Source organism: Variovorax palleresanus (assembly GCF_051144945.1).
GTDB classification, from domain to species: Bacteria; Pseudomonadota; Gammaproteobacteria; order Burkholderiales; family Burkholderiaceae_C; genus Variovorax; species Variovorax paradoxus_S.
The window spans coordinates 3,741,268-3,759,192 of the sequence record NZ_JBJNVP010000002.1; the positions used below are offsets into that span (position 1 = coordinate 3,741,268).

The window sequence follows — 17,925 nt, forward strand, 5'->3', positions numbered from 1 at the left end:
TAAAAACCCCAAACAAAGGGCGGGCCGATCCAGCTGGATGGCCCGCCCTTTGCTTTTTCCCCTATTCCCTTCTTTCCGCCCGCCGATGTCTGTCTCCACCCATGGCCTTCGCGTTCATCGCGGCCCGCAAGCGCTTCGCGCCGCGGTGGAGCTGTTTTCGTCGATGCGGTTCGCGATTGCGCTGCTCACCATCATCTGCATCGCATCCATCATCGGCACCGTGCTCAAGCAGCACGAGTCGATCAACAACTACATCAACCAGTTCGGCCCGTTCTGGGCCGAGCTGTTCCGCGCGGCCAAGCTCGATTCGGTCTACAGCGCCTGGTGGTTCCTGCTGATCCTGCTGTTCCTGGTGATCAGCACGTCGCTCTGCATTGCGCGCAACACGCCGCGCATCTTCGTGGACCTGAAGACCTTCAAGGAAGGGATTCGCGCGCAGAGCCTCAAGGCCTTTGGCCAGCGCGCCGAAACCCGTCTGGACGAGGCGCCCGCCGCGGCGGCCAACCGCATTGGCCAGCTGCTGGTAAGCGGCGGCTGGAAGGTCAAGCTCCAGCAGCGCGAAGCCGCGGACGGCCAGGCCGACGCCGGCTGGATGGTCGCCGCGCGCGCGGGCGGCGCCCACAAGCTCGGCTACATCGCCGCCCACAGCGCCATCGTGCTCGTGTGCATCGGCGGCCTGCTCGACGGCGACCTGGTGGTGCGCGCCCAGACCTGGTTCAACGGCAAGAGCGTGTTCACGGGCGGCGGCATGATTGCCGACGTGCCGCCCCAGCACCGGCTGTCGCCGCGCAATCCGACCTTCCGCGGGAACATCCTGGTGCCCGAGGGCGCGCAGGGCAGCGTGGCCATCCTGCAGCAATCCGATGGCGTGCTGCTGCAGGAGCTGCCGTTCTCGATCGAGCTCAAGAAGTTCATCGTCGACTACTACTCGACCGGCATGCCCAAGCTCTTTGCGAGCGAGGTGGTGCTGCATGACCGAGAAACCGGCGCCCAGGTGCCGGCGCGCATCGAGGTCAACCACCCGGCCAGCTACAAGGGCGTGGAAATCTACCAGTCGAGCTTCGACGACGGCGGCTCCAAGGTGAAGCTCAAGGCGGTGCCGATGGCGGCCGCGGCCAAGCCCTTCGAGGTCGAGGGCGTCATCGGCGGGCCGAGCACTGAAATTACCAACGGCACGGAAAAGCTCACGCTCGAATATGCCGCGCTGCGGGTGATCAACGTCGAGAACTTTGCCGACGGCGGCGCCATGGGCAGCGGCGCCGACGTGCGCAAGGTCGACCTGCGCCACGACATCGAATCCCGCCTGGGCGCCGCCAACAAGACCAGCAAGCCAAAGGTGCTGCGCAACATCGGCCCGAGCATCGGCTACAAGCTGCGCGACGCGGCGGGCCAGGCGCGCGAGTATCAAAACTACATGGTGCCGGTCGACACCGGCGACGGCCAGCCGGTGTTCCTGCTCGGCATGCGCGAGAAACCCGAGGAGCCGTTCCGCTACCTGCGCGTGCCGGCCGACGACCAGGGCTCGATGGACAGCTTCGTGCGCATGCGCACCGCGCTGGCCGACGCCGATACCCGCACCCGGGCCGTCGAACGCTACGTCGCCAAGGCCGTGGACCCGAAGCGGCCCGAAATGGCCGAGCAATTGCGCGTATCGGCCGCACGCGCGCTGGCATTGTTTGCCGGCAGCGAGCGCGCCAAGGCCGAAGCCACCACCAAGGGCGGCTGGCAGGCCATTGCGGAGTTCATGGAAGCCAACGTGCCCGAAACCGAGCGCGAACGTGCCGGCGCGGTGCTGGTGCGTATCCTGAATGACGTGCTGTTCGAAGTGCTCAACCTGAGCCGCGAGGGGGCCGGCCTGGCGGCATTGTCGAGCGACCAGAAGTCGCAGGCCTTCCTGACCCAGGCGGTGCTGGCCATCAGCGACGCGTACTTCTACCCCGCGCCGGTCGCCATGATGATGACCGATTTCACCCAGGTGCAGGCCAGCGTGTTCCAGGTGGCGCGCGCGCCCGGCAAGAACGTGGTCTATCTGGGCTGCCTGTTGCTGATCGTCGGTATTTTTGCCATGCTGTACGTGCGCGAACGCCGGCTCTGGGTGTGGCTTACACCCCATGGCGCGAGCTCCGGAGACAACACCACTGCCGCCACCATGGCGTTCTCGGTCAACCGCAAGACCATGGACAGCGATCGCGAGTTCGAGCACCTCAAGCACAAACTGCTTGCCTTGAAGAAAGAAGGACAGGCCACGCCATGAACACCACCACCCTCACGCTCCACGAAAGCTGGTTTTCGCGCCGCAACCTTTTCGACTGGGTGTTTGCGGCACTGGTGCTGGCAGGCGGCCTTTTTGCCTTTGCCCGGTATGCGGGCGCGATGGACTCCTACGAGAAGCCCATTCTTGCCGCCGCCATGATCTCGGTCATTGCCATCGGCTGGTTCTGGCGTCCGCTGCGGGTGCTGGCCATCGTGGTGGCCGCGGCCTCGCTGCTGGCCATCGTGTCCTACCAGGGCGACCTGGCGCGCGCGGACACGGTGTTCTGGCTCAAGTACTTCCTGTCCAGCCAGTCGGCCATTCTCTGGATGAGCGTGCTGTTCTTCATGAGCACGCTGTTCTACTGGTTCGGTTTCTTCGGCGGCAAGCAGGGCGACACCTTCGACCTGATCGGCTCCCGACTGGCCTGGGCCGCCGTTGCCATGGCGCTGATCGGCACCATGGTGCGCTGGTACGAGAGTCATTTGCTGGGGCCGGACATCGGCCACATCCCGGTCAGCAACCTGTATGAAGTGTTCGTGCTGTTCTGTTGGCTCACGACGGCCTTCTATCTTTATTTCGAATCGCGCTACGGCACGCGCACGCTCGGCGCGTTCGTCATGCTGGTGGTGAGCGCGGCGGTCGGCTTCCTGCTCTGGTACACGCTGGTGCGCAACGCGCACGAGATCCAGCCGCTGGTGCCCGCGCTGCAGAGCTGGTGGATGAAGCTTCACGTGCCCGCCAACTTCATCGGCTACGGCACCTTCGCGCTCGCGGCCATGGTGGCGTTTGCCTACCTCATCAAGGAGCAAGCACAAGAGACGCGCTGGTACAAGCTCACGCCGATCTGGCTGCTGGGCGTGGCACTGTGCTTCGTGCCCGTGGCGTTCCGCCAGCGCGTGCAGGAGGCCGGCGGCAGCTACTGGGTGATCTACGCGGGTATTTCCGCACTCATCGCCGCGGGCATCCTGCTGGGGCGCAAACGCATTGCCGCCAGGCTGCCCGCCAACGAGGTGCTCGACGACGTGATGTACAAGTCGATCACGGTCGGTTTCGCGTTCTTCACCATTGCCACCGTGCTGGGCGCCCTGTGGGCGGCCGATGCCTGGGGCGGCTACTGGAGCTGGGACCCGAAGGAAACCTGGGCCCTGATCGTCTGGCTCAATTACGCGGCCTGGCTGCACATGCGGCTGGTCAAGGGCTTGCGGGGCACGGTGGCCGCATGGTGGGCGCTGGGCGGCCTGGCCGTGACCACCTTTGCGTTCCTGGGTGTGAACATGTTCCTGAGCGGGCTGCACAGCTACGGTACCTTGTAGCGCGGGCGGCCGGCTTTTCGCGAAGAATTGAAACCACGCGCCGCCATTGCGCGTAACCGAATCAGGGAATTGCACGAACTACCCTGAGCACAACGATTCACGCGAAAGGCCACCACCATGTCGTTTCATTCCCGTCCGCAGGGTCGCAGCAGCGGTTTCATTCATCCGCTGTCGAGCGAGATCACGCCGCGCGCCGTCTACGAGGGCCGGCGAGACCTGCTGAAGCTGATGGCCGGCGGTGCGGCGGGCGCCGCGCTTGCGAGCTTTGCCGGGCGAGAAGCCTTCGCCCAGGCCACGGGTCCGCACAAGCTGGCACTGCTTCCGGGCGCCAAGTCGGCCGTGCCGGGCGCGCAAACCATGGAAAAGCTCACCGAGTACAAGGACGCGACGAGCTACAACAACTTCTACGAGTTCGGCACCGACAAGGGCGATCCGGTCAAGAACGCCGGCACGCTCAAGACGCGTCCATGGACCGTCGAAGTCGAAGGCCTGGTCAAGAAGCCCGGCAAGTACGGCATCGAAGACCTGCTGAAGCTCAGTGCGCAGGAAGAGCGCATCTACCGCCTGCGCTGCGTCGAGGGCTGGTCCATGGTCATTCCGTGGGTGGGTTATTCGCTGGCCGAGCTCATCAAGAAGGTCGAGCCGCAGGGCAACGCCAAGTACGTGGAATTCGTGACCCTGGCCGATCCCAAGACCATGCCCTTCGTGGGCTCGCGCGTGCTCGATTGGCCTTACACCGAAGGCCTGCGCATGGACGAGGCCATGCATCCGCTCACGCTGCTGGCTTTCGGCATGTATGGCGAAGTGCTGCCCAACCAGAACGGCGCGCCGGTGCGCCTCGTGGTGCCCTGGAAGTACGGTTTCAAGTCGGCCAAGTCGATCGTGAAGATCCGCTTCGTCGAAAAGGAACCGAGCACGGCCTGGAACAAGGCCGCGGCGCAGGAATACGGCTTCTATTCGAACGTCAACCCGAACGTCGACCATCCCCGCTGGAGTCAGGCGACCGAGCGCCGCATCGGCGACGGCGGTGGGCTCTTCGCCAAGCGCAACAAGACGCTGATGTTCAACGGCTACGAAGCCCAGGTCGGCCAGCTCTATGCAGGCATGGACCTGAAGAAGAACTACTGAGCCCGCACCGCCATCCGGCCTTTGCCCCATGAACAAGCTGCTCATGCACCCGGCGGCCAAGCCGGTCATTTTTCTGTTGTGCCTGCTGCCGTTCGCGCGGCTCACCTACGGCGCGTTCACCGACGGACTGGGCGCGAATCCGGCCGAGTTCCTGATTCGCGCCACCGGCGACTGGACCTTGCGCTTCATCTGTATCGTGCTGGCGGTGACGCCGCTGCGCGTGATCGCCAAGGCCAATGCGCTCGCGCGCTTTCGCCGCATGCTGGGGCTGTTCGCGTACTTCTACGTGGTGCTGCACCTGCTGTGCTACAGCTGGTTCGACATGGGCTTCGAATGGGGCGACATCGCCAAGGACATCGCCAAGCGGCCGTTCATCCTGGTGGGGTTCTCGGCCTTCGTGCTGCTGACACCGCTGGCCGCCACCTCGTTCAATCGCGCCATCAAGGCACTGGGTGCCAAGCGATGGCAGATGCTGCACAAGCTGGTCTACCTGATCTCCGGCCTTGGGCTGCTGCACTTCTTCTGGATGCGTGCGGGCAAGAACGACTTCGCCGAGGTGTTCGTCTACGCCGCGATCATTGCGGTGCTGCTCGGGTGGCGGGTGTGGAACTACGCGAGCAAGCGCAAGCCGAAGCCGTCCGCCGGTGTGCGCGGCAGCAGCGAGAAGTCGCTGCGCAGCACCGGCTGACCGGCGGATCAGCTCTCGATCTGCTCGCTGCGCAACTGGTCTTCCATCGTCTCGCGGCGGCGGATCAGCGTGGCGCGCTGGCCGCTCACCAGCACTTCGGCGGCGCGGCCGCGCGTGTTGTAGTTGCTGGACATGCTCATGCAGTACGCGCCCGCGGACAGGACGGCCAGCAGGTCGCCGGCAACCACGTTGAGCGCACGGTCGCGGCCGATCCAGTCGCCGCTTTCGCAGACCGGCCCGACCACGTCGTAGGTCGTTGCGTTGCCGGCGCGGATTCGCAGCGGCACGATCTTCTGGAAGGCCTGGTACATCGCGGGCCGGGGCAGGTCGTTCATTGCCGCGTCGACGATGCAGAAATTCTTGTCTTCGCCAGGCTTGGTGTAGAGCACCTCGGTCACGCACACGCCCGCGTTGCCGACCAGCGAACGGCCGGGTTCGATGACCAGCTTGCGCTGCCCGAAGCCGCGCGCATCGAGCCGTGCGAGCAGTTGCTGCCAGAGCGCATCGGCCTTGGGTGGCACTTCGCCGTTGTAGTCGATGCCCAGGCCGCCGCCGAAGTCCAGATGATGAATGGGCACGCCGGCCGCCTCGATGGCCTCGACCAAATCGAGTATCCGGTCGCAGGCATCTAGGTAGGGCGAGGCTTCGGTGATCTGCGAGCCGATGTGGCAATCGATGCCGACCACCTCGAGTCCCGGCAGCTTCGCGGCGTGGCGATAGGCCTCGACCGCGCGGTCATGGGCAATGCCGAACTTGTTGCCCTTGAGGCCGGTGGAAATGTAGGGGTGCGTCTTCGGATCGACGTTCGGATTGATGCGGATGCTGATGGGCGCGCGGCGCCCTTCGGCCAGTGCCACCTCGTTGAGTACGTCGAGTTCGGCTTCGCTCTCGACGTTGAAGCAGGCAATGCCCGCCGCGAGCGCCTGCCGCATTTCGGCGCGAGTCTTGCCCACGCCCGAGAAGATGATCTTTGCGGGATCGGCGCCCACCGCCAGCACGCGCGCCAGTTCGCCGCCCGACACGATGTCGAAGCCGCAGCCGGCCTCGGCAAACACGCGCAGCACGCCCAGCGATGAATTCGCCTTCATCGCGTAGCAGATGAGGGCGTCGCGGTCCTCGAACCCGCGCTGGTAGGCGGCCAGCGCGTCCAGCATCCATTGCTTCGAATAGACGAACAGCGGCGTGCCGTGTTCGCGCGCCAGCGCATCCAGGCGGAGGCCCTCGACGTGGAGCGAGTCGTCTCGGTGCGCGATATGGGGATGTCCGGGGAGAGATGCGTTCGTCATTATTTGGGCGCTCCGCTGCCGGTGGTGGCGCCGGTGGCCGGTGCCGGTGCGCTGCTGGCCGCGGCAGGCTTGGGCGCTGCGGCGTCGGCGTCGGAGGTGGCGGCGCGCGGCCCGCCCGGCGTGAGCAGCTGCGGCAAGGTGGCGCGCTGGGCGGCTGCCGGATCGGTCGGAAGAAAAAGCGGCCCGCGCTGCCCGCAAGCAGCCAAACCGCCCGCTGCGGCAGCGAGGCAGACCATGAGCGCAGCGCGGCTGGGGGCGCTCACTAGAATTTGACGAACATTCAACATAGCGAAATTGTAATGACCGACTCCGAATACATGGACCGCGCCGAAGCCGCGCTCGCCGCCATCGAGCAAGGCTGCGACCGCATCAACGACGCGACCGATGCCGATATCGACAACCAGCGCGTGGGCGGGATGATCACGATTTCATTCAAGAACGGCAGTCAGTTGATCGTGAATCTGCAGAAGCCCCTGCAGGAGATATGGCTTGCCGCGCGCTCCGGTGGGTATCACTACCGGTACGACGGCAAGGCCTGGGTCGACACCAAGACCGGTGAAGAATTCTTTGGCAACCTGTCGCGCGAAGCGAGCTCGCAGGCGGGGCAGCCGCTGGAGTTTGCGGCCGCCTGAACCGCCGTTTTCTTTTTCAGTTCCTGAAGAGGTCGAGGATGCGATTGCGCTCTTCCGGTGGCGGGGGCGGGCTCACCGGAACCCCGCTCAGAGACTCCGCAGGCGGCGTGGCCGCGCTGTCCACACCCAGGCTGGCAACGCCGCGGCCCGGCGCGTAGTCGTCGTAGTACCACTCGCCGCCCACGCTCACGACGCCTTGCGGCGGCGTGGCCGACAGCTCGGTCACGGGCACGCCCTTGATCGCGGTCTCCATGTAGTTGATCCAGATCGGCAGGCTCAGGCCGCCGCCGGTCTCGCGGTCGCCCAGGTTGCGCGGCGTGTCGTAGCCGATCCACGAGATGGCCGTCATCGTCGGCTGGAAGCCGGCGAACCAGGCGTCGAGCGAGTCGTTGGTGGTGCCGGTCTTGCCGTAGAGGTCGGTCCGCTTCAGCATGGCCTGGGCCTTGGCCGCGGTGCCGGCGCGCGTCACGGATTGCAGCAGCGTGTCCATGATGAATGCATTGCGCTGGGGAATGGCGCGGATCGTCTCGTTGAGCAGCGGCGGCTGCTTGTCGACCAAGACCTTGTCCTTGTGGTCGGTGATGCGGGTCACGAGGTACGGATTGACACGGTAGCCACCGTTGGCGAACACCGAATAGCCCACGGCCATCTGCATCGGCGTGACCGAGCCGGCACCCAGCGCCATCGGCAGGTAGGCGGGGTGCTTGTCCTTGTCGAAGCCGAAGTTGGTGATCCAGTCTTGCGCGTAGCGCGTGCCGATCGATTGCAGGATGCGGATCGACACCAGGTTCTTCGATTTCATCAGTGCGGTACGCATCGACATCGGGCCGTCGTAGCCGCCGCCGTAGTTTTTGGGCTCCCAGGGCTGGCCGCCGGTGGTGCCGGCGTCGAAGAAGAGCGGCCCGTCGTTGATGACCGTGGATGGCGTGAAGCCCTTTTCGAGCGCCGCCGAGTAGATGAACGGCTTGAAGCTCGACCCCGGCTGGCGCCAGGCCTGCGTGACGTGGTTGAACTTGTTCTTGCCGAAATCGAACCCGCCCACCAGGGCCTTGATGGCGCCATCGCGCGGGTCCATGGCGACAAAAGCGCCTTCCACCTCGGGCAGCTGGGTGATTTCCCAGGTGTTCTTGGGCGTCTTGACCACGCGGATCACCGCACCGCGGCGGATCTTGATGTTGGGCGGCGCCTTGTCGGACAGGCCGGACTGGGCGGGCTTGAGGCCGTCGCCCGTGATCTGCACCGGGTCGCCATTGCCGCGCACGGCCGTGATTTCCTTGGCGGTGGCCTTGAGCACCACGGCCGCCATCACGTCGCCGTTGTCGGGATGGTCGGTCAGTGCGTCGTCCACCGCTTCGTCGAGTTCCTTGGGATCGTTGGGCAGGTCGACGAACTTCTCGGGACCGCGGTAGATCTGGCGCCGCTCGTAATCCATGATGCCCTTGCGCAGCGCCTTGTATGCGGCGGCCTGGTCGGCGGCCACGAGCGAGGTGTAGACCTTGAGCCCGCGGGTGTAGGTGCTGTCGCCGTATTGCGCGTACATCAGCTGGCGCACGGTTTCGGCCACGTACTCGGCATGCAGCCGGTTCGGGTCGGCCGCGTCGCGCAGGTGCAATTCTTCTTTCTTGGCCTCGGCCGCCTGCTCGGCGGTGATGAAGCCCGCGTCCTGCATGCGGTCGATCACGTAGAACTGGCGACCGCGCGCGCGCTGCGGATTGTTGACCGGGTTGTTTGCACCCGGGGCCTTGGGCAGGCCCGCCAGCATCGCTGCCTGCGCAATGGAGAGCTCTTGCAGCGGCTTGCCGAAATACGCCTCGGAGGCGGCGGCAAAGCCATAGGCGCGATTGCCCAGGTAGATCTGGTTCAGGTAGATCTCGAAGATCTGGTCCTTGGTGAGCAGGTGCTCCAGCTTGAAGGTGAGCAGTACCTCGTAGATCTTGCGGGTCAGCGTTTTCTCGGAGCTCAGGTACACGTTGCGCGCCACCTGCATGGTGATGGTCGACGCTCCCTGGCTCTTCACGCGGTTCATGTTGGCCAGGCCCGCGCGCACCATGCCCTTGTAGTCGACGCCGCCATGGTCATAGAAGCGAGTGTCTTCAGCGGCCAACACCGCTTCCTTCACCAGCTTGGGGATTGCCGCGATCGGGGTTAGATTGCGGCGCTCTTCGCCGAATTCTCCAATCAGGATGCCTTCGGCGGAGAACACCCGCAGCGGCAGCTTCGGACGGTAGTCCGACAGTTCCGAGATGTCAGGAAGGTTGGGGTAGGCAACGGCAAGGGCAACCGCGATGACGCACAGGACCGCCAAAGCGCTGGCTGCGACGATGCCGAATCCCCACACTGTGAAACGCAGCAGCCATTTCAGCCAGGCTGGTCGTGCGGGTGGAGGAGTCTTGGCTGGCCCTTTGGGGCGTGAAGTTTCTTGCATGTGGGCCCGGAGAGTCACCGCACATTATAAAAAGCCGCCCTCTTGCCGGGAGCCGAACTTAGGTGCATCGTTGCGGCCTAAACCAAAAGTTACTGAATGTGGCTTCAACGTCAGCTTTTGACAACGTTCCCAGGATTTGCCGGCTCGGGTTGCTTGGTTGCCGCAACGCCTGCTGCTAGCATGCAACCGAACGCACTTTTTTCCAATAGTTACAAATGCAGGGGTAAAGGGACCTAACTTGGCTGCTTTCGGATCATTGTTTCGCCGTCAGAACGCTCCCATGCTCGGCCTGGACGTCAGCTCGTCCAGCGTCAAGCTGGTCGAGCTCGGCCGAGAAGCCAGCGGCAAGCTGGTTCTGGAGCGCTGCGCGATCGAACCCCTGGAACGGGGCTGGATCACTGACGGCAACGTCGAAAAGTTCGACGAAGTGGCCGAAGCCGTTCGCCGGGTGGTGCGCAAGAGCGGCACCCGAACGCGCAACGTCGCGCTCGCGCTGCCCCCTTCGGCCGTCATTACCAAGAAGATCATTCTTCCTGGTGGCATGAGCGAGCAGGAACTCGAAATCCAGGTCGAGTCCGAAGCCAACCAATACATTCCCTTTTCGCTCGACGAGGTCAGCCTCGACTTTTGCGTGACCGGACAGAGCACCGCCTCCGCCGGCGATGTCGAAGTGCTGATTGCCGCGTCGCGCAAGGAAAAGGTGCAGGATCGCGAAGGCCTGGCCGAAGCGGCCGGCTTGAAGGCGGTGATCCTCGACGTCGAGTCCTATGCCTCCCGCCTCGCGACCGCTCGCCTGATCGAGCAGCTGCCGGGCAAGGGCGTCGATGCCGTCGTGGCGCTTTTCGAAGTGGGCGCCTTCACCACCAGCATGCAGGTGCTGCGCAACCAGGAGGTGCTGTACGACCGCGACCAGGCCTTCGGCGGCGCCCAGCTGACCCAGCTCATCGTGCGCCAGTATGGTTTTTCCGCCGAAGAGGCCGAAGCCAAGAAGCGCAGCGGCGACCTGCCCGACGACTACGGCTCGGGCGTTCTGAAGCCTTTCGTTGAAAGCATCGCGCAGGAAATCGCACGCGCGCTGCAGTTCTTCTTCACCAGCACGCCCCACAACCGCGTGGACTACGTGCTGCTTGCAGGCGGATCGGCTTCGTTGCCCAGCCTGACCAGCGCCGTCACGCGCCAGACCTCGTTCGCCTGTTCGCTGGTGAACCCGTTCGATGGCATGGAAATGGGCTCCAACATCCGCGAGAAGAAGGTTCGGCGCGAAGCGCCTTCCTATCTGACTTCCTGCGGTCTGGCCATGCGGAGGTTCGTGCAGTGATTCTCATCAATCTGCTTCCGCACCGCGAGGCCGCGCGAAAGCGGCGTCGCGAGGCCTTCTACGGCACGCTCGGCGCAGCCGCGGTCCTGGGCGTACTGATCGCCGGCCTGGCCTTTCTCTGGTTCGAGGCGCAAATCTCGGCCCAGCAAGCCAAGAACACCTTCCTGAAGACCGAGATCACCAAGCTCGACGCCGAGATCAAGGAGATCTCGACGCTGCAGCAGGAAATCGCAGCCCTGCGCGCACGCCAGCAGGCAGTCGAAGATCTTCAGGGCGACCGCAACCTGCCGGTGCACCTGCTCAACGAGCTGGTCCGGCAGTTGCCCGACGGCGTCTATCTCACCAGCATGAAGCAGGACAACCAGACCGTCACGCTGCAGGGCATGGCGCAGTCGAACGAGCGCGTCTCTGAACTGCTGCGCAACCTGGGCAACAACAGCCCCTGGCTGGTCAAGCCCGAGCTGGTCGAAATTACTTCTGCGACGGTGAGCCTGAGCCAGCGCGATCAGCGCCGGGTGGCGAACTTCACGATGCGCATCGGCCTGAAGCGGCCGACCGACGCGCAGAAGGCCGCGGCTGACAAGGCGCTGGCCGCATCGGCGCAAGTCAAGGGGTAGACGGATCATGGCAAGCAATCGCCCCTCCCAAAAAATCGACGTCGCCGCGGCAATGCGCGGCTTCGGCGATCAGTTTCGCAACCTGAACGCGAACGACCCGGCCAGTTGGCCGCCGGTGCCACGCTATGTCCTGTGCCTGGTGGTGACCGCGCTGGTGTTGGTCGGACTGTGGTTCGTGTGGCTGACCAATTCGAACGACGAGCTCGAGAGCGAGCGCGCCACGGAAGTCACGCTCCGCGCCGACTACCAGAAGAAGGTGGCCTTGGCCGCCAATCTCGACCTGCTGAAGAAGCAGCGCGAGCAGGTGCAGCAGTACGTGACGCTGCTCGAAAAGCAGCTCCCCAGCAAGGCAGAAATGGATGCATTGCTGTCCGACATCAACCAGGCCGGCCTCGGGCGCAGCCTGCAGTTCGAACTGTTCCGTCCGGGACAGGTTTCGGTGAAGGACTACTACGCCGAACTGCCGATCGCCGTGCGCGTGACCGGCCGGTACCACGACATCGGCTCTTTTGCGGCCGACGTTGCGAGCCTGTCGCGCATCGTGACGCTGAACAACCTTACGATCGCTCCGCAAAAAGACAAGGACGGCACGCTGACGATGGATGCCACGGCCCGCACCTACCGCTATCTCGATGACGAAGAGCGGGCGGCCCAGAAACGCGCCGCGGCGCCAAAGGCCCAGAAATGAGGACGACCGCCAAAATCCTGTGGCTGGTCATGGCAGCCCTGGGCCTGAGCGCCTGCGCCGATTCGGAGCAGGAAGACCTGCGCCGCTGGATGGTGGAGCAGCGCGCCCAGGTGAAGCCCAACGTGCCGCCGATCACCGAACCCAAGAAGTTCACGCCCCAGGCCTACACCGAAGGGTCGGCGTTCGAGCCGTTCAACCTGCTGAAGCTGACCCAGGCGCTGCGCCGGGATTCGAACCAGCCCAGCACGTCGGAACTGATCGCCCCTGAACTGGTGCGCCGCAAGGAGGCGCTCGAAGCTTTCCCGCTCGACTCGATGGCCATGGTGGGCAGCATGAACCGCAACGGCCAGCCGGTGGCGCTGGTTCGGGTCGACAAGCTGCTCTACAAGGTGCGGGTCGGCGAGTACCTGGGGCTCAACTACGGGCGCATCACCCGTATCAACGAAACCGAAGTCGCCTTGCGTGAAATCGTGCAAGACGCTGCCGGTGAATGGATCGAACGCGTGGCGACATTGCAGCTGCAAGAGAGTGCGAACAAATGAATCACAAAAAATCAACGATGGCACAGCGGCTGCGAGCCGCCGGGCTGGGTCTCTTGGCATTTGGCGCGTTCGCGATTGCCCATGCGCAAAACGCCATCGAAGCGGTGACCAGCTCGACGCAATCCGGCGCCGAGGTGATCCGCATCGACCTCGCACAGCCGCTCACGGCCGTGCCGACCGGTTTTGCCGTTCAGACGCCGGCGCGCATCGCGCTTGATTTCCCGGGCGTGACGAACGCCATCGGCCGCTCCTCCATCGAGGTGAACCAGGGCAACCTGCGTTCCGTCAACGTGGTTCAGGCCGGCGAACGCAGCCGCGTGGTGCTGAACCTCAAACAGGCAACCGCGTACAAGGCCGAGATCCAGGGCAAGTCGCTGCTGGTGATTCTCGAGCCCGTGGCCGGTACGGCCCTGGCTTCGTCCACGCCCAACGTCTTTGCGGAAAACCGCAATCGCGACACCCTGCCGCTGCGCGATGTCGACTTCCGCCTGGGCACGGACAACACCGGCCGCGTGATCGTCGATCTGCCCAACAACCAGGTGGGCGTCGATGTGCGCCAGCAGGGCAAGAACCTCGTCGTGGAGTTCACCAAGTCGACCCTGCCGGAGGGGCTTCGCCGCCGCCTCGACGTGGCCGACTTCAATACTCCGGTCCAACTGATCACTTCGCAGCAGTCGGGCGACCGCGTGCGCATGACGATCGAGGCCAAGGGCGACTGGGAGCACAGCGCCTACCAGAGCGAAAACCAGTTCGTGGTCGAAGTCCGCGCCCGCAAGGTGGACCCGGCCAAGCTGACCCAAGGCGTCGGCTACAACGGCGAGAAGCTCTCGCTGAACTTCCAGAACATCGAAATCCGTTCGCTGCTGCAGGTGATCGCCGACTTCACGAACTTCAACATCGTGACTTCCGACTCGGTCACCGGCTCGCTGACGCTGCGGCTGAAGGACGTGCCTTGGGACCAGGCGCTGGACATCATCATGCAGGCGAAGAACCTGGGCATGCGCAAGAACGGCAGCGTGCTGTGGATCGCGCCCAAGGATGAAATCAACGCCAAGGAAAAGCTCGATTTCGAGGCCAAGGCCGCAATCGAGAACCTGGAGCCAGTGCGCACCCAGTCGTTCCAGCTCAACTACACCAAGGCGATTGCGATTGCGCAAGGCCTGACCGGAACCGGCGCCTCGGCAGGCGGCGGTGGCGGCTCCGGCACCACCACGCGCATCCTGAGCCCGCGCGGCAGCGTGATCGCGGAGTCGCGCACCAACCAGCTGTTCGTGTCGGACATCCCGTCGCGACTGGCACAAGTGGCCGACCTGATCCAGAAGCTCGACATTCCGGTTCGCCAGGTGCTGATCGAAGCCCGGATCGTGGAAGCCTCCGACACCTTCGGCAAGTCGCTGGGCGTGCGGCTGGGCGGCGGCATTGCCGGCGAGCGCTTCGCCTCGTCGTCGGGCAACCGCGCCTTTGCCAACCTGGGCATGATGCCGGCGGTGACCTCGGGTGCGAGCGGCAACACCGCCACCACCACCTGGACCAACTCCAACTTCATCAACCTGCCTTCGGGCGATGCCGGTGGTACTGGTAATTCTCCAGGCACCTTCGCGATCTCGCTCTTCAATTCGAGCTTCTCGCGCATGCTGAACCTTGAAATCTCGGCACTCGAAGCCGACGGCAAGGGCAAACTGGTGTCCAGCCCGCGCGTCATCACGGCCGACCAGACGAAGGCGCTGATCGAGCAGGGCGAAGAAATTCCCTACCAGCAGGCCACGTCGAGCGGCGCAACGTCGATTTCGTTCCGCAAGGCCGTCCTGAAGCTCGAAGTCACGCCGCAGATCACGCCTGAAGGCAACATCATCCTCACGCTGGATGTGAGCAAGGACGCACGCGGCGTCAATACTTCGGCAGGTCCGGCCATCAACACCAAGCACGTGCAGACCGAAGTGCTGGTCGAGAACGGCGGCACAGTCGTCATCGGTGGTATCTTCGAACTCACCGAAACCAATGACGAATCGCGCGTGCCGGTGCTGGGTGAAGTGCCCTACCTGGGTGCACTGTTCCGCAAGCGCGAACGCGTTGCCAACAAGACCGAAATGCTCGTCTTTATCACTCCGAAGATGATTACCGACCGCAACGCCGCGCGCTGACGCGCGGGCGTAGCAGCCACCGCGTGGCGGTCGCACTCGTCGGGTTGCCCGGCGCCGGCAAATCCGCAGTGGGCCGGCGCCTTGGCGCGCGCCTGGATCTTCCCTTCGTCGATACCGACCATGTCATCGAGCAGCGCATCGGCTGCTCGATCCGCGACTACTTCGACCGCGAGGGCGAAACCGCCTTCCGCGATCTCGAAGAGACCGTCATCGCCGACCTGGCCGCGCATTCCCATGGCGTGCTGGCCACCGGCGGCGGCGCGGTCCTGCGGGAGGCCAACCGCAAGCAGCTGCGGGATCACTTCCACGTGATCTACCTGCGTTCTTCCCCGGAAGATCTGTTCCGGCGCCTGCGCCACGACGTCAAGCGGCCGCTTCTGCAGGTGGCGGATCCGCTCGGCCGCTTGCGCGAGCTGCACGATGCGCGCGACCCGCTCTACCGCGAGACGGCCCACGACGTAGTCGACACCGGGCGCCCGTCGATCGCCATGCTGGTGAACATCATCGTGATGCAGCTCGAGCTTGCCGGCATCGTCGTGCCGGGATCCCGGCCCGAAGAGCCCACGGGCTGAGCTGGCCTGGCTGCAGCGCCTAAACTCGCTGCCATGTCATTGTCCGCACCCTCCGCCACGCCCGAACGCGTCGACATCCAGCTCGGCGAGCGCAGCTATCCCATCCTCATCGGCACCGCCCTGCTGGACGATCCCCAGAGCTTTGCCGTCGTTCCCACCGCTGCCAGCGCGCTGATCGTCAGCAACACCACCGTGGCACCGCTCTACGCCAGCGCCTTGCGCACCGCGCTGGCCGGCCGCTTCCGCACGGTGCACATGCTCGAGCTGCCCGACGGCGAAGTGCACAAGAACCTGCAGACCCTCAACTTGATCTTCGACGCCCTGCTGGGCCACGGCAGCGACCGCAAGACGGTGCTTTTTGCGCTGGGCGGCGGCGTGGTGGGCGACATGACCGGCTTTGCGGCCGCCAGCTACATGCGCGGCGTGCCTTTCGTGCAGGTGCCGACCACGCTGCTGGCGCAGGTCGACTCGTCGGTGGGCGGCAAGACCGCCATCAACCACCCGCTTGGCAAGAACATGATCGGCGCGTTCTACCAGCCGCAGCTCGTGGTGTGCGACCTGGGCACGCTGCAGACCTTGCCGCCGCGTGAGTTGAGCGCGGGCCTGGCCGAAGTCATCAAGTACGGCCCGATCCACGACATGGCGTTCTTCGACTGGATCGAGGCGAATGTCGATGCGCTGGTGGCCCGCGACCCGGCCGCGCTGGCCTACGCGGTCAAGCGCAGCTGCGAGATCAAGGCGCTGGTCGTCGGGCAGGACGAGCGCGAGACCGGCCTGCGCGCCATTCTCAACTTCGGCCACACCTTCGGCCACGCCATCGAGTCGGGCCTCGGCTACGGCGAATGGCTGCACGGCGAAGCGGTCGGTTGCGGCATGGTCATGGCGGCGCACCTGTCGCAGCGGCTGGGCGGCATCGATGCGGCATTCGTCCAGCGGCTCACGCGGCTGATCGAGCGGGCTGGTCTGCCGACCGTCGGCCCCGCGCTGGGTGCCGACCGGTATCTCGAATTGATGCGGGTCGACAAGAAATCCGAAGCCGGCGAGATCCGCTTCGTGGTGATCGACAAGCCGGGCTCAGCCGCGGTCAGCAGCGCGCCCGATGCGCTCGTGCGCGAAGTGCTCGCGCAGTGCTGCCGCGCGGAATGAGCGCAGCGCCAAGGGTGCAGCCATGAACCTCGCGGCCTATGCCTGCCACCCTGCGCGGTCGCGCGGGAGGCGGCATACCGAGCCGCCGGCGCCCACGCGCGATGCCTTCCAGCGCGACCGCGACCGCATCGTGCATTCCACCGCGTTTCGGCGGCTGGTCTACAAGACCCAGGTTTTCCTGAACCATGAGGGCGACCTGTTCCGCACGCGGCTCACTCATTCACTCGAGGTGGCGCAGCTGGGCCGTTCGATCGCGCGGGCCTTGCGAATCAACGAAGACCTGGTCGAGGCCATTGCCCTCGCGCACGATCTCGGCCACACGCCCTTCGGCCATGCCGGACAAGACACGCTCAACGCCTGCATGGAAGGCGAGGGCGGCTTCGAGCACAACCTGCAGAGCCTGCGCGTGGTCGACGCCCTGGAGCTGCGCTATCCGCAATTCGACGGCCTGAATCTCAGCTTCGAGACCCGCGAGGGCATCCTCAAGCATTGCTCTCGCGCAAATGCGGAACGCCTGGAAGCCGCAGAACCCAACGGCGTGGCGCGGCGCTTCCTGGACCGCACGCAGCCGGGGCTCGAAGCGCAGCTCTGCAACCTGGCCGACGCCATTGCCTACAACGCGCACGACATCGACGATGGCGTGCGCTCGGGGCTCATCAGCGTGGAGCAGCTCGGCGAGGTGGATCTGTTCGAGCGCTACCGCTGCGAGGCGCTGGCCGAATATCCCCATCTGGAAGGGCGGCGCGTGCTCTACGAAACGATCCGCCGCATGCTGAGCGCCCAGGTCTACGACGTGATCGATGCCACCCGCGCAGCGATCGAAACGGCGAAGCCGGCCGATGCGGACGGAGTGCGGAACTCCCCGCCGCTCGTCGCGTTCAGCGACACCATGCAGGTGCAGTCCAACGCGCTCAAGGGCTTCTTGTTCCGCAACCTCTATCGGCATCCGCAGGTGAGGCAGACCACCGAGCAGGCGCAGCAGGTGGTGCGGGAGCTGTTCTCCGCCTACCTCGAGCGCCCCGCCGAGATGCCCGGTTCCTATGCCGAGCGCCGCGACCGGCACCGTGCCGTGGCCGACTACATCGCCGGCATGACCGACCGTTTTGCCATGCGCGAGCATGAAAGGCTGACCGGCCGGCGAGGCATTGCATGAGCGCCCGCCCGGCCGTTCCGAA

The 17,925-nt window shown here is 65.0% G+C and carries 16 protein-coding genes; 13 read left to right on the forward strand and 3 right to left on the reverse strand.

Annotation, left to right across the window (positions count from 1 at the left end; all coding sequences use genetic code 11):
* The first annotated feature begins 85 nt into the window (after positions 1-85).
* The 4 genes from ACJ7Z0_RS21355 (at position 86) to msrQ (ending at position 5,383) form a co-directional block, all read left to right on the forward strand.
* Positions 86-2,254 (forward strand): cytochrome c biogenesis protein ResB, encoded by a 2,169-nt coding sequence (locus tag ACJ7Z0_RS21355; protein ID WP_434791439.1) that lies wholly within the window; start codon positions 86-88, stop codon positions 2,252-2,254.
* A complete protein-coding gene (ccsB, locus tag ACJ7Z0_RS21360) occupies positions 2,251-3,567 on the forward strand; it encodes a c-type cytochrome biogenesis protein CcsB (protein ID WP_434791440.1) in 1,317 nt (438 codons plus the stop codon). The genes ACJ7Z0_RS21355 and ccsB overlap by 4 nt, the downstream gene beginning before the upstream one ends.
* A 117-nt stretch (positions 3,568-3,684) precedes the next feature.
* Positions 3,685-4,695: a protein-methionine-sulfoxide reductase catalytic subunit MsrP gene (gene msrP, locus ACJ7Z0_RS21365; protein ID WP_093019885.1), complete on the forward strand. Its 1,011-nt coding sequence runs from the start codon at positions 3,685-3,687 to the stop codon at positions 4,693-4,695.
* Between the two features lie 28 nt (positions 4,696-4,723).
* Positions 4,724-5,383: a protein-methionine-sulfoxide reductase heme-binding subunit MsrQ gene (msrQ, locus tag ACJ7Z0_RS21370; protein ID WP_434791441.1), complete on the forward strand. Its 660-nt coding sequence runs from the start codon at positions 4,724-4,726 to the stop codon at positions 5,381-5,383.
* 8 nt (positions 5,384-5,391) lie between these two features.
* On the opposite strand, the gene lysA is transcribed toward msrQ, so the two are convergent.
* Together lysA and lptM are read right to left on the reverse strand one after the other, a co-directional pair.
* A complete protein-coding gene (lysA, locus tag ACJ7Z0_RS21375; RefSeq protein ID WP_434791442.1) occupies positions 5,392-6,669 on the reverse strand; it encodes a diaminopimelate decarboxylase in 1,278 nt (425 codons plus the stop codon).
* Positions 6,669-6,932 carry an LPS translocon maturation chaperone LptM gene (gene lptM / locus ACJ7Z0_RS21380; RefSeq protein ID WP_434791443.1) on the reverse strand — a complete coding sequence of 88 codons (264 nt, stop codon included), beginning with the start codon at positions 6,930-6,932 and terminating at the stop codon, positions 6,669-6,671. The genes lysA and lptM overlap by 1 nt, the downstream gene beginning before the upstream one ends.
* 36 nt (positions 6,933-6,968) lie before the next feature.
* On the opposite strand from lptM, the gene cyaY reads away from it, so the two are divergent.
* Positions 6,969-7,301 carry an iron donor protein CyaY gene (gene cyaY, locus ACJ7Z0_RS21385; protein WP_055803549.1) on the forward strand — a complete coding sequence of 111 codons (333 nt, stop codon included), beginning with the start codon at positions 6,969-6,971 and terminating at the stop codon, positions 7,299-7,301.
* Between the two features lie 16 nt (positions 7,302-7,317).
* Here cyaY and ACJ7Z0_RS21390 read toward each other — a convergent pair whose 3' ends face one another.
* Complete coding sequence (locus ACJ7Z0_RS21390; RefSeq protein WP_434791444.1) at positions 7,318-9,726, reverse strand: penicillin-binding protein 1A; 2,409 nt, start codon at positions 9,724-9,726, stop codon at positions 7,318-7,320.
* A gap of 238 nt (positions 9,727-9,964) precedes the next feature.
* Between ACJ7Z0_RS21390 and ACJ7Z0_RS21395 the strand changes: the two genes are divergently transcribed.
* Genes ACJ7Z0_RS21395 through ACJ7Z0_RS21430 form a run of 8 tightly spaced genes read left to right on the forward strand, consistent with a single transcriptional unit; the run spans position 9,965 to position 17,903 of the window.
* Positions 9,965-11,044, forward strand: coding sequence for a pilus assembly protein PilM (locus ACJ7Z0_RS21395; RefSeq protein ID WP_431124316.1), 1,080 nt, complete (start codon positions 9,965-9,967; stop codon positions 11,042-11,044).
* Positions 11,041-11,661, forward strand: coding sequence for a PilN domain-containing protein (locus tag ACJ7Z0_RS21400; protein ID WP_434791445.1), 621 nt, complete (start codon positions 11,041-11,043; stop codon positions 11,659-11,661). The genes ACJ7Z0_RS21395 and ACJ7Z0_RS21400 overlap by 4 nt, the downstream gene beginning before the upstream one ends.
* A 7-nt stretch (positions 11,662-11,668) precedes the next feature.
* On the forward strand, positions 11,669-12,349 hold the full coding sequence (locus ACJ7Z0_RS21405) for a type IV pilus inner membrane component PilO (RefSeq protein WP_434791446.1): 681 nt from the start codon (positions 11,669-11,671) through the stop codon (positions 12,347-12,349).
* Complete coding sequence (locus ACJ7Z0_RS21410; protein WP_434791447.1) at positions 12,346-12,891, forward strand: pilus assembly protein PilP; 546 nt, start codon at positions 12,346-12,348, stop codon at positions 12,889-12,891. The genes ACJ7Z0_RS21405 and ACJ7Z0_RS21410 overlap by 4 nt, the downstream gene beginning before the upstream one ends.
* Positions 12,888-15,032, forward strand: coding sequence for a type IV pilus secretin PilQ (locus tag ACJ7Z0_RS21415; protein WP_434791448.1), 2,145 nt, complete (start codon positions 12,888-12,890; stop codon positions 15,030-15,032). The genes ACJ7Z0_RS21410 and ACJ7Z0_RS21415 overlap by 4 nt, the downstream gene beginning before the upstream one ends.
* A gap of 23 nt (positions 15,033-15,055) precedes the next feature.
* Positions 15,056-15,604: a shikimate kinase gene (locus ACJ7Z0_RS21420; protein ID WP_434791449.1), complete on the forward strand. Its 549-nt coding sequence runs from the start codon at positions 15,056-15,058 to the stop codon at positions 15,602-15,604.
* Positions 15,605-15,637: 33 nt separating this feature from the next.
* Positions 15,638-16,750: a 3-dehydroquinate synthase gene (aroB, locus tag ACJ7Z0_RS21425; protein ID WP_434791450.1), complete on the forward strand. Its 1,113-nt coding sequence runs from the start codon at positions 15,638-15,640 to the stop codon at positions 16,748-16,750.
* A gap of 22 nt (positions 16,751-16,772) precedes the next feature.
* Positions 16,773-17,903 carry a deoxyguanosinetriphosphate triphosphohydrolase gene (locus tag ACJ7Z0_RS21430; protein ID WP_434791451.1) on the forward strand — a complete coding sequence of 377 codons (1,131 nt, stop codon included), beginning with the start codon at positions 16,773-16,775 and terminating at the stop codon, positions 17,901-17,903.
* Positions 17,904-17,925: the final 22 nt, after the last annotated feature.

What these genes read in the sequence shown, in the direction of transcription:
- ACJ7Z0_RS21355 (WP_434791439.1), top strand. Translation starts at nt 86, where the DNA reads ATGTCTGTCTCCACCCATGGCCTTCGCGTTCATCGCGGCCCGCAAGCG.
- msrP (WP_093019885.1), top strand. Translation starts at nt 3,685, where the DNA reads ATGTCGTTTCATTCCCGTCCGCAGGGTCGCAGCAGCGGTTTCATTCAT.
- cyaY (WP_055803549.1), top strand. Translation starts at nt 6,969, where the DNA reads ATGACCGACTCCGAATACATGGACCGCGCCGAAGCCGCGCTCGCCGCC.
- ACJ7Z0_RS21430 (WP_434791451.1), top strand. Translation starts at nt 16,773, where the DNA reads ATGAACCTCGCGGCCTATGCCTGCCACCCTGCGCGGTCGCGCGGGAGG.
- ACJ7Z0_RS21390 (WP_434791444.1), bottom strand. Translation starts at nt 9,726, where the DNA reads ATGCAAGAAACTTCACGCCCCAAAGGGCCAGCCAAGACTCCTCCACCC.
- ACJ7Z0_RS21410 (WP_434791447.1), top strand. Translation starts at nt 12,346, where the DNA reads ATGAGGACGACCGCCAAAATCCTGTGGCTGGTCATGGCAGCCCTGGGC.
- lysA (WP_434791442.1), bottom strand. Translation starts at nt 6,669, where the DNA reads ATGACGAACGCATCTCTCCCCGGACATCCCCATATCGCGCACCGAGAC.
- msrQ (WP_434791441.1), top strand. Translation starts at nt 4,724, where the DNA reads ATGAACAAGCTGCTCATGCACCCGGCGGCCAAGCCGGTCATTTTTCTG.
- aroB (WP_434791450.1), top strand. Translation starts at nt 15,638, where the DNA reads ATGTCATTGTCCGCACCCTCCGCCACGCCCGAACGCGTCGACATCCAG.
- ACJ7Z0_RS21405 (WP_434791446.1), top strand. Translation starts at nt 11,669, where the DNA reads ATGGCAAGCAATCGCCCCTCCCAAAAAATCGACGTCGCCGCGGCAATG.
- ccsB (WP_434791440.1), top strand. Translation starts at nt 2,251, where the DNA reads ATGAACACCACCACCCTCACGCTCCACGAAAGCTGGTTTTCGCGCCGC.
- ACJ7Z0_RS21415 (WP_434791448.1), top strand. Translation starts at nt 12,888, where the DNA reads ATGAATCACAAAAAATCAACGATGGCACAGCGGCTGCGAGCCGCCGGG.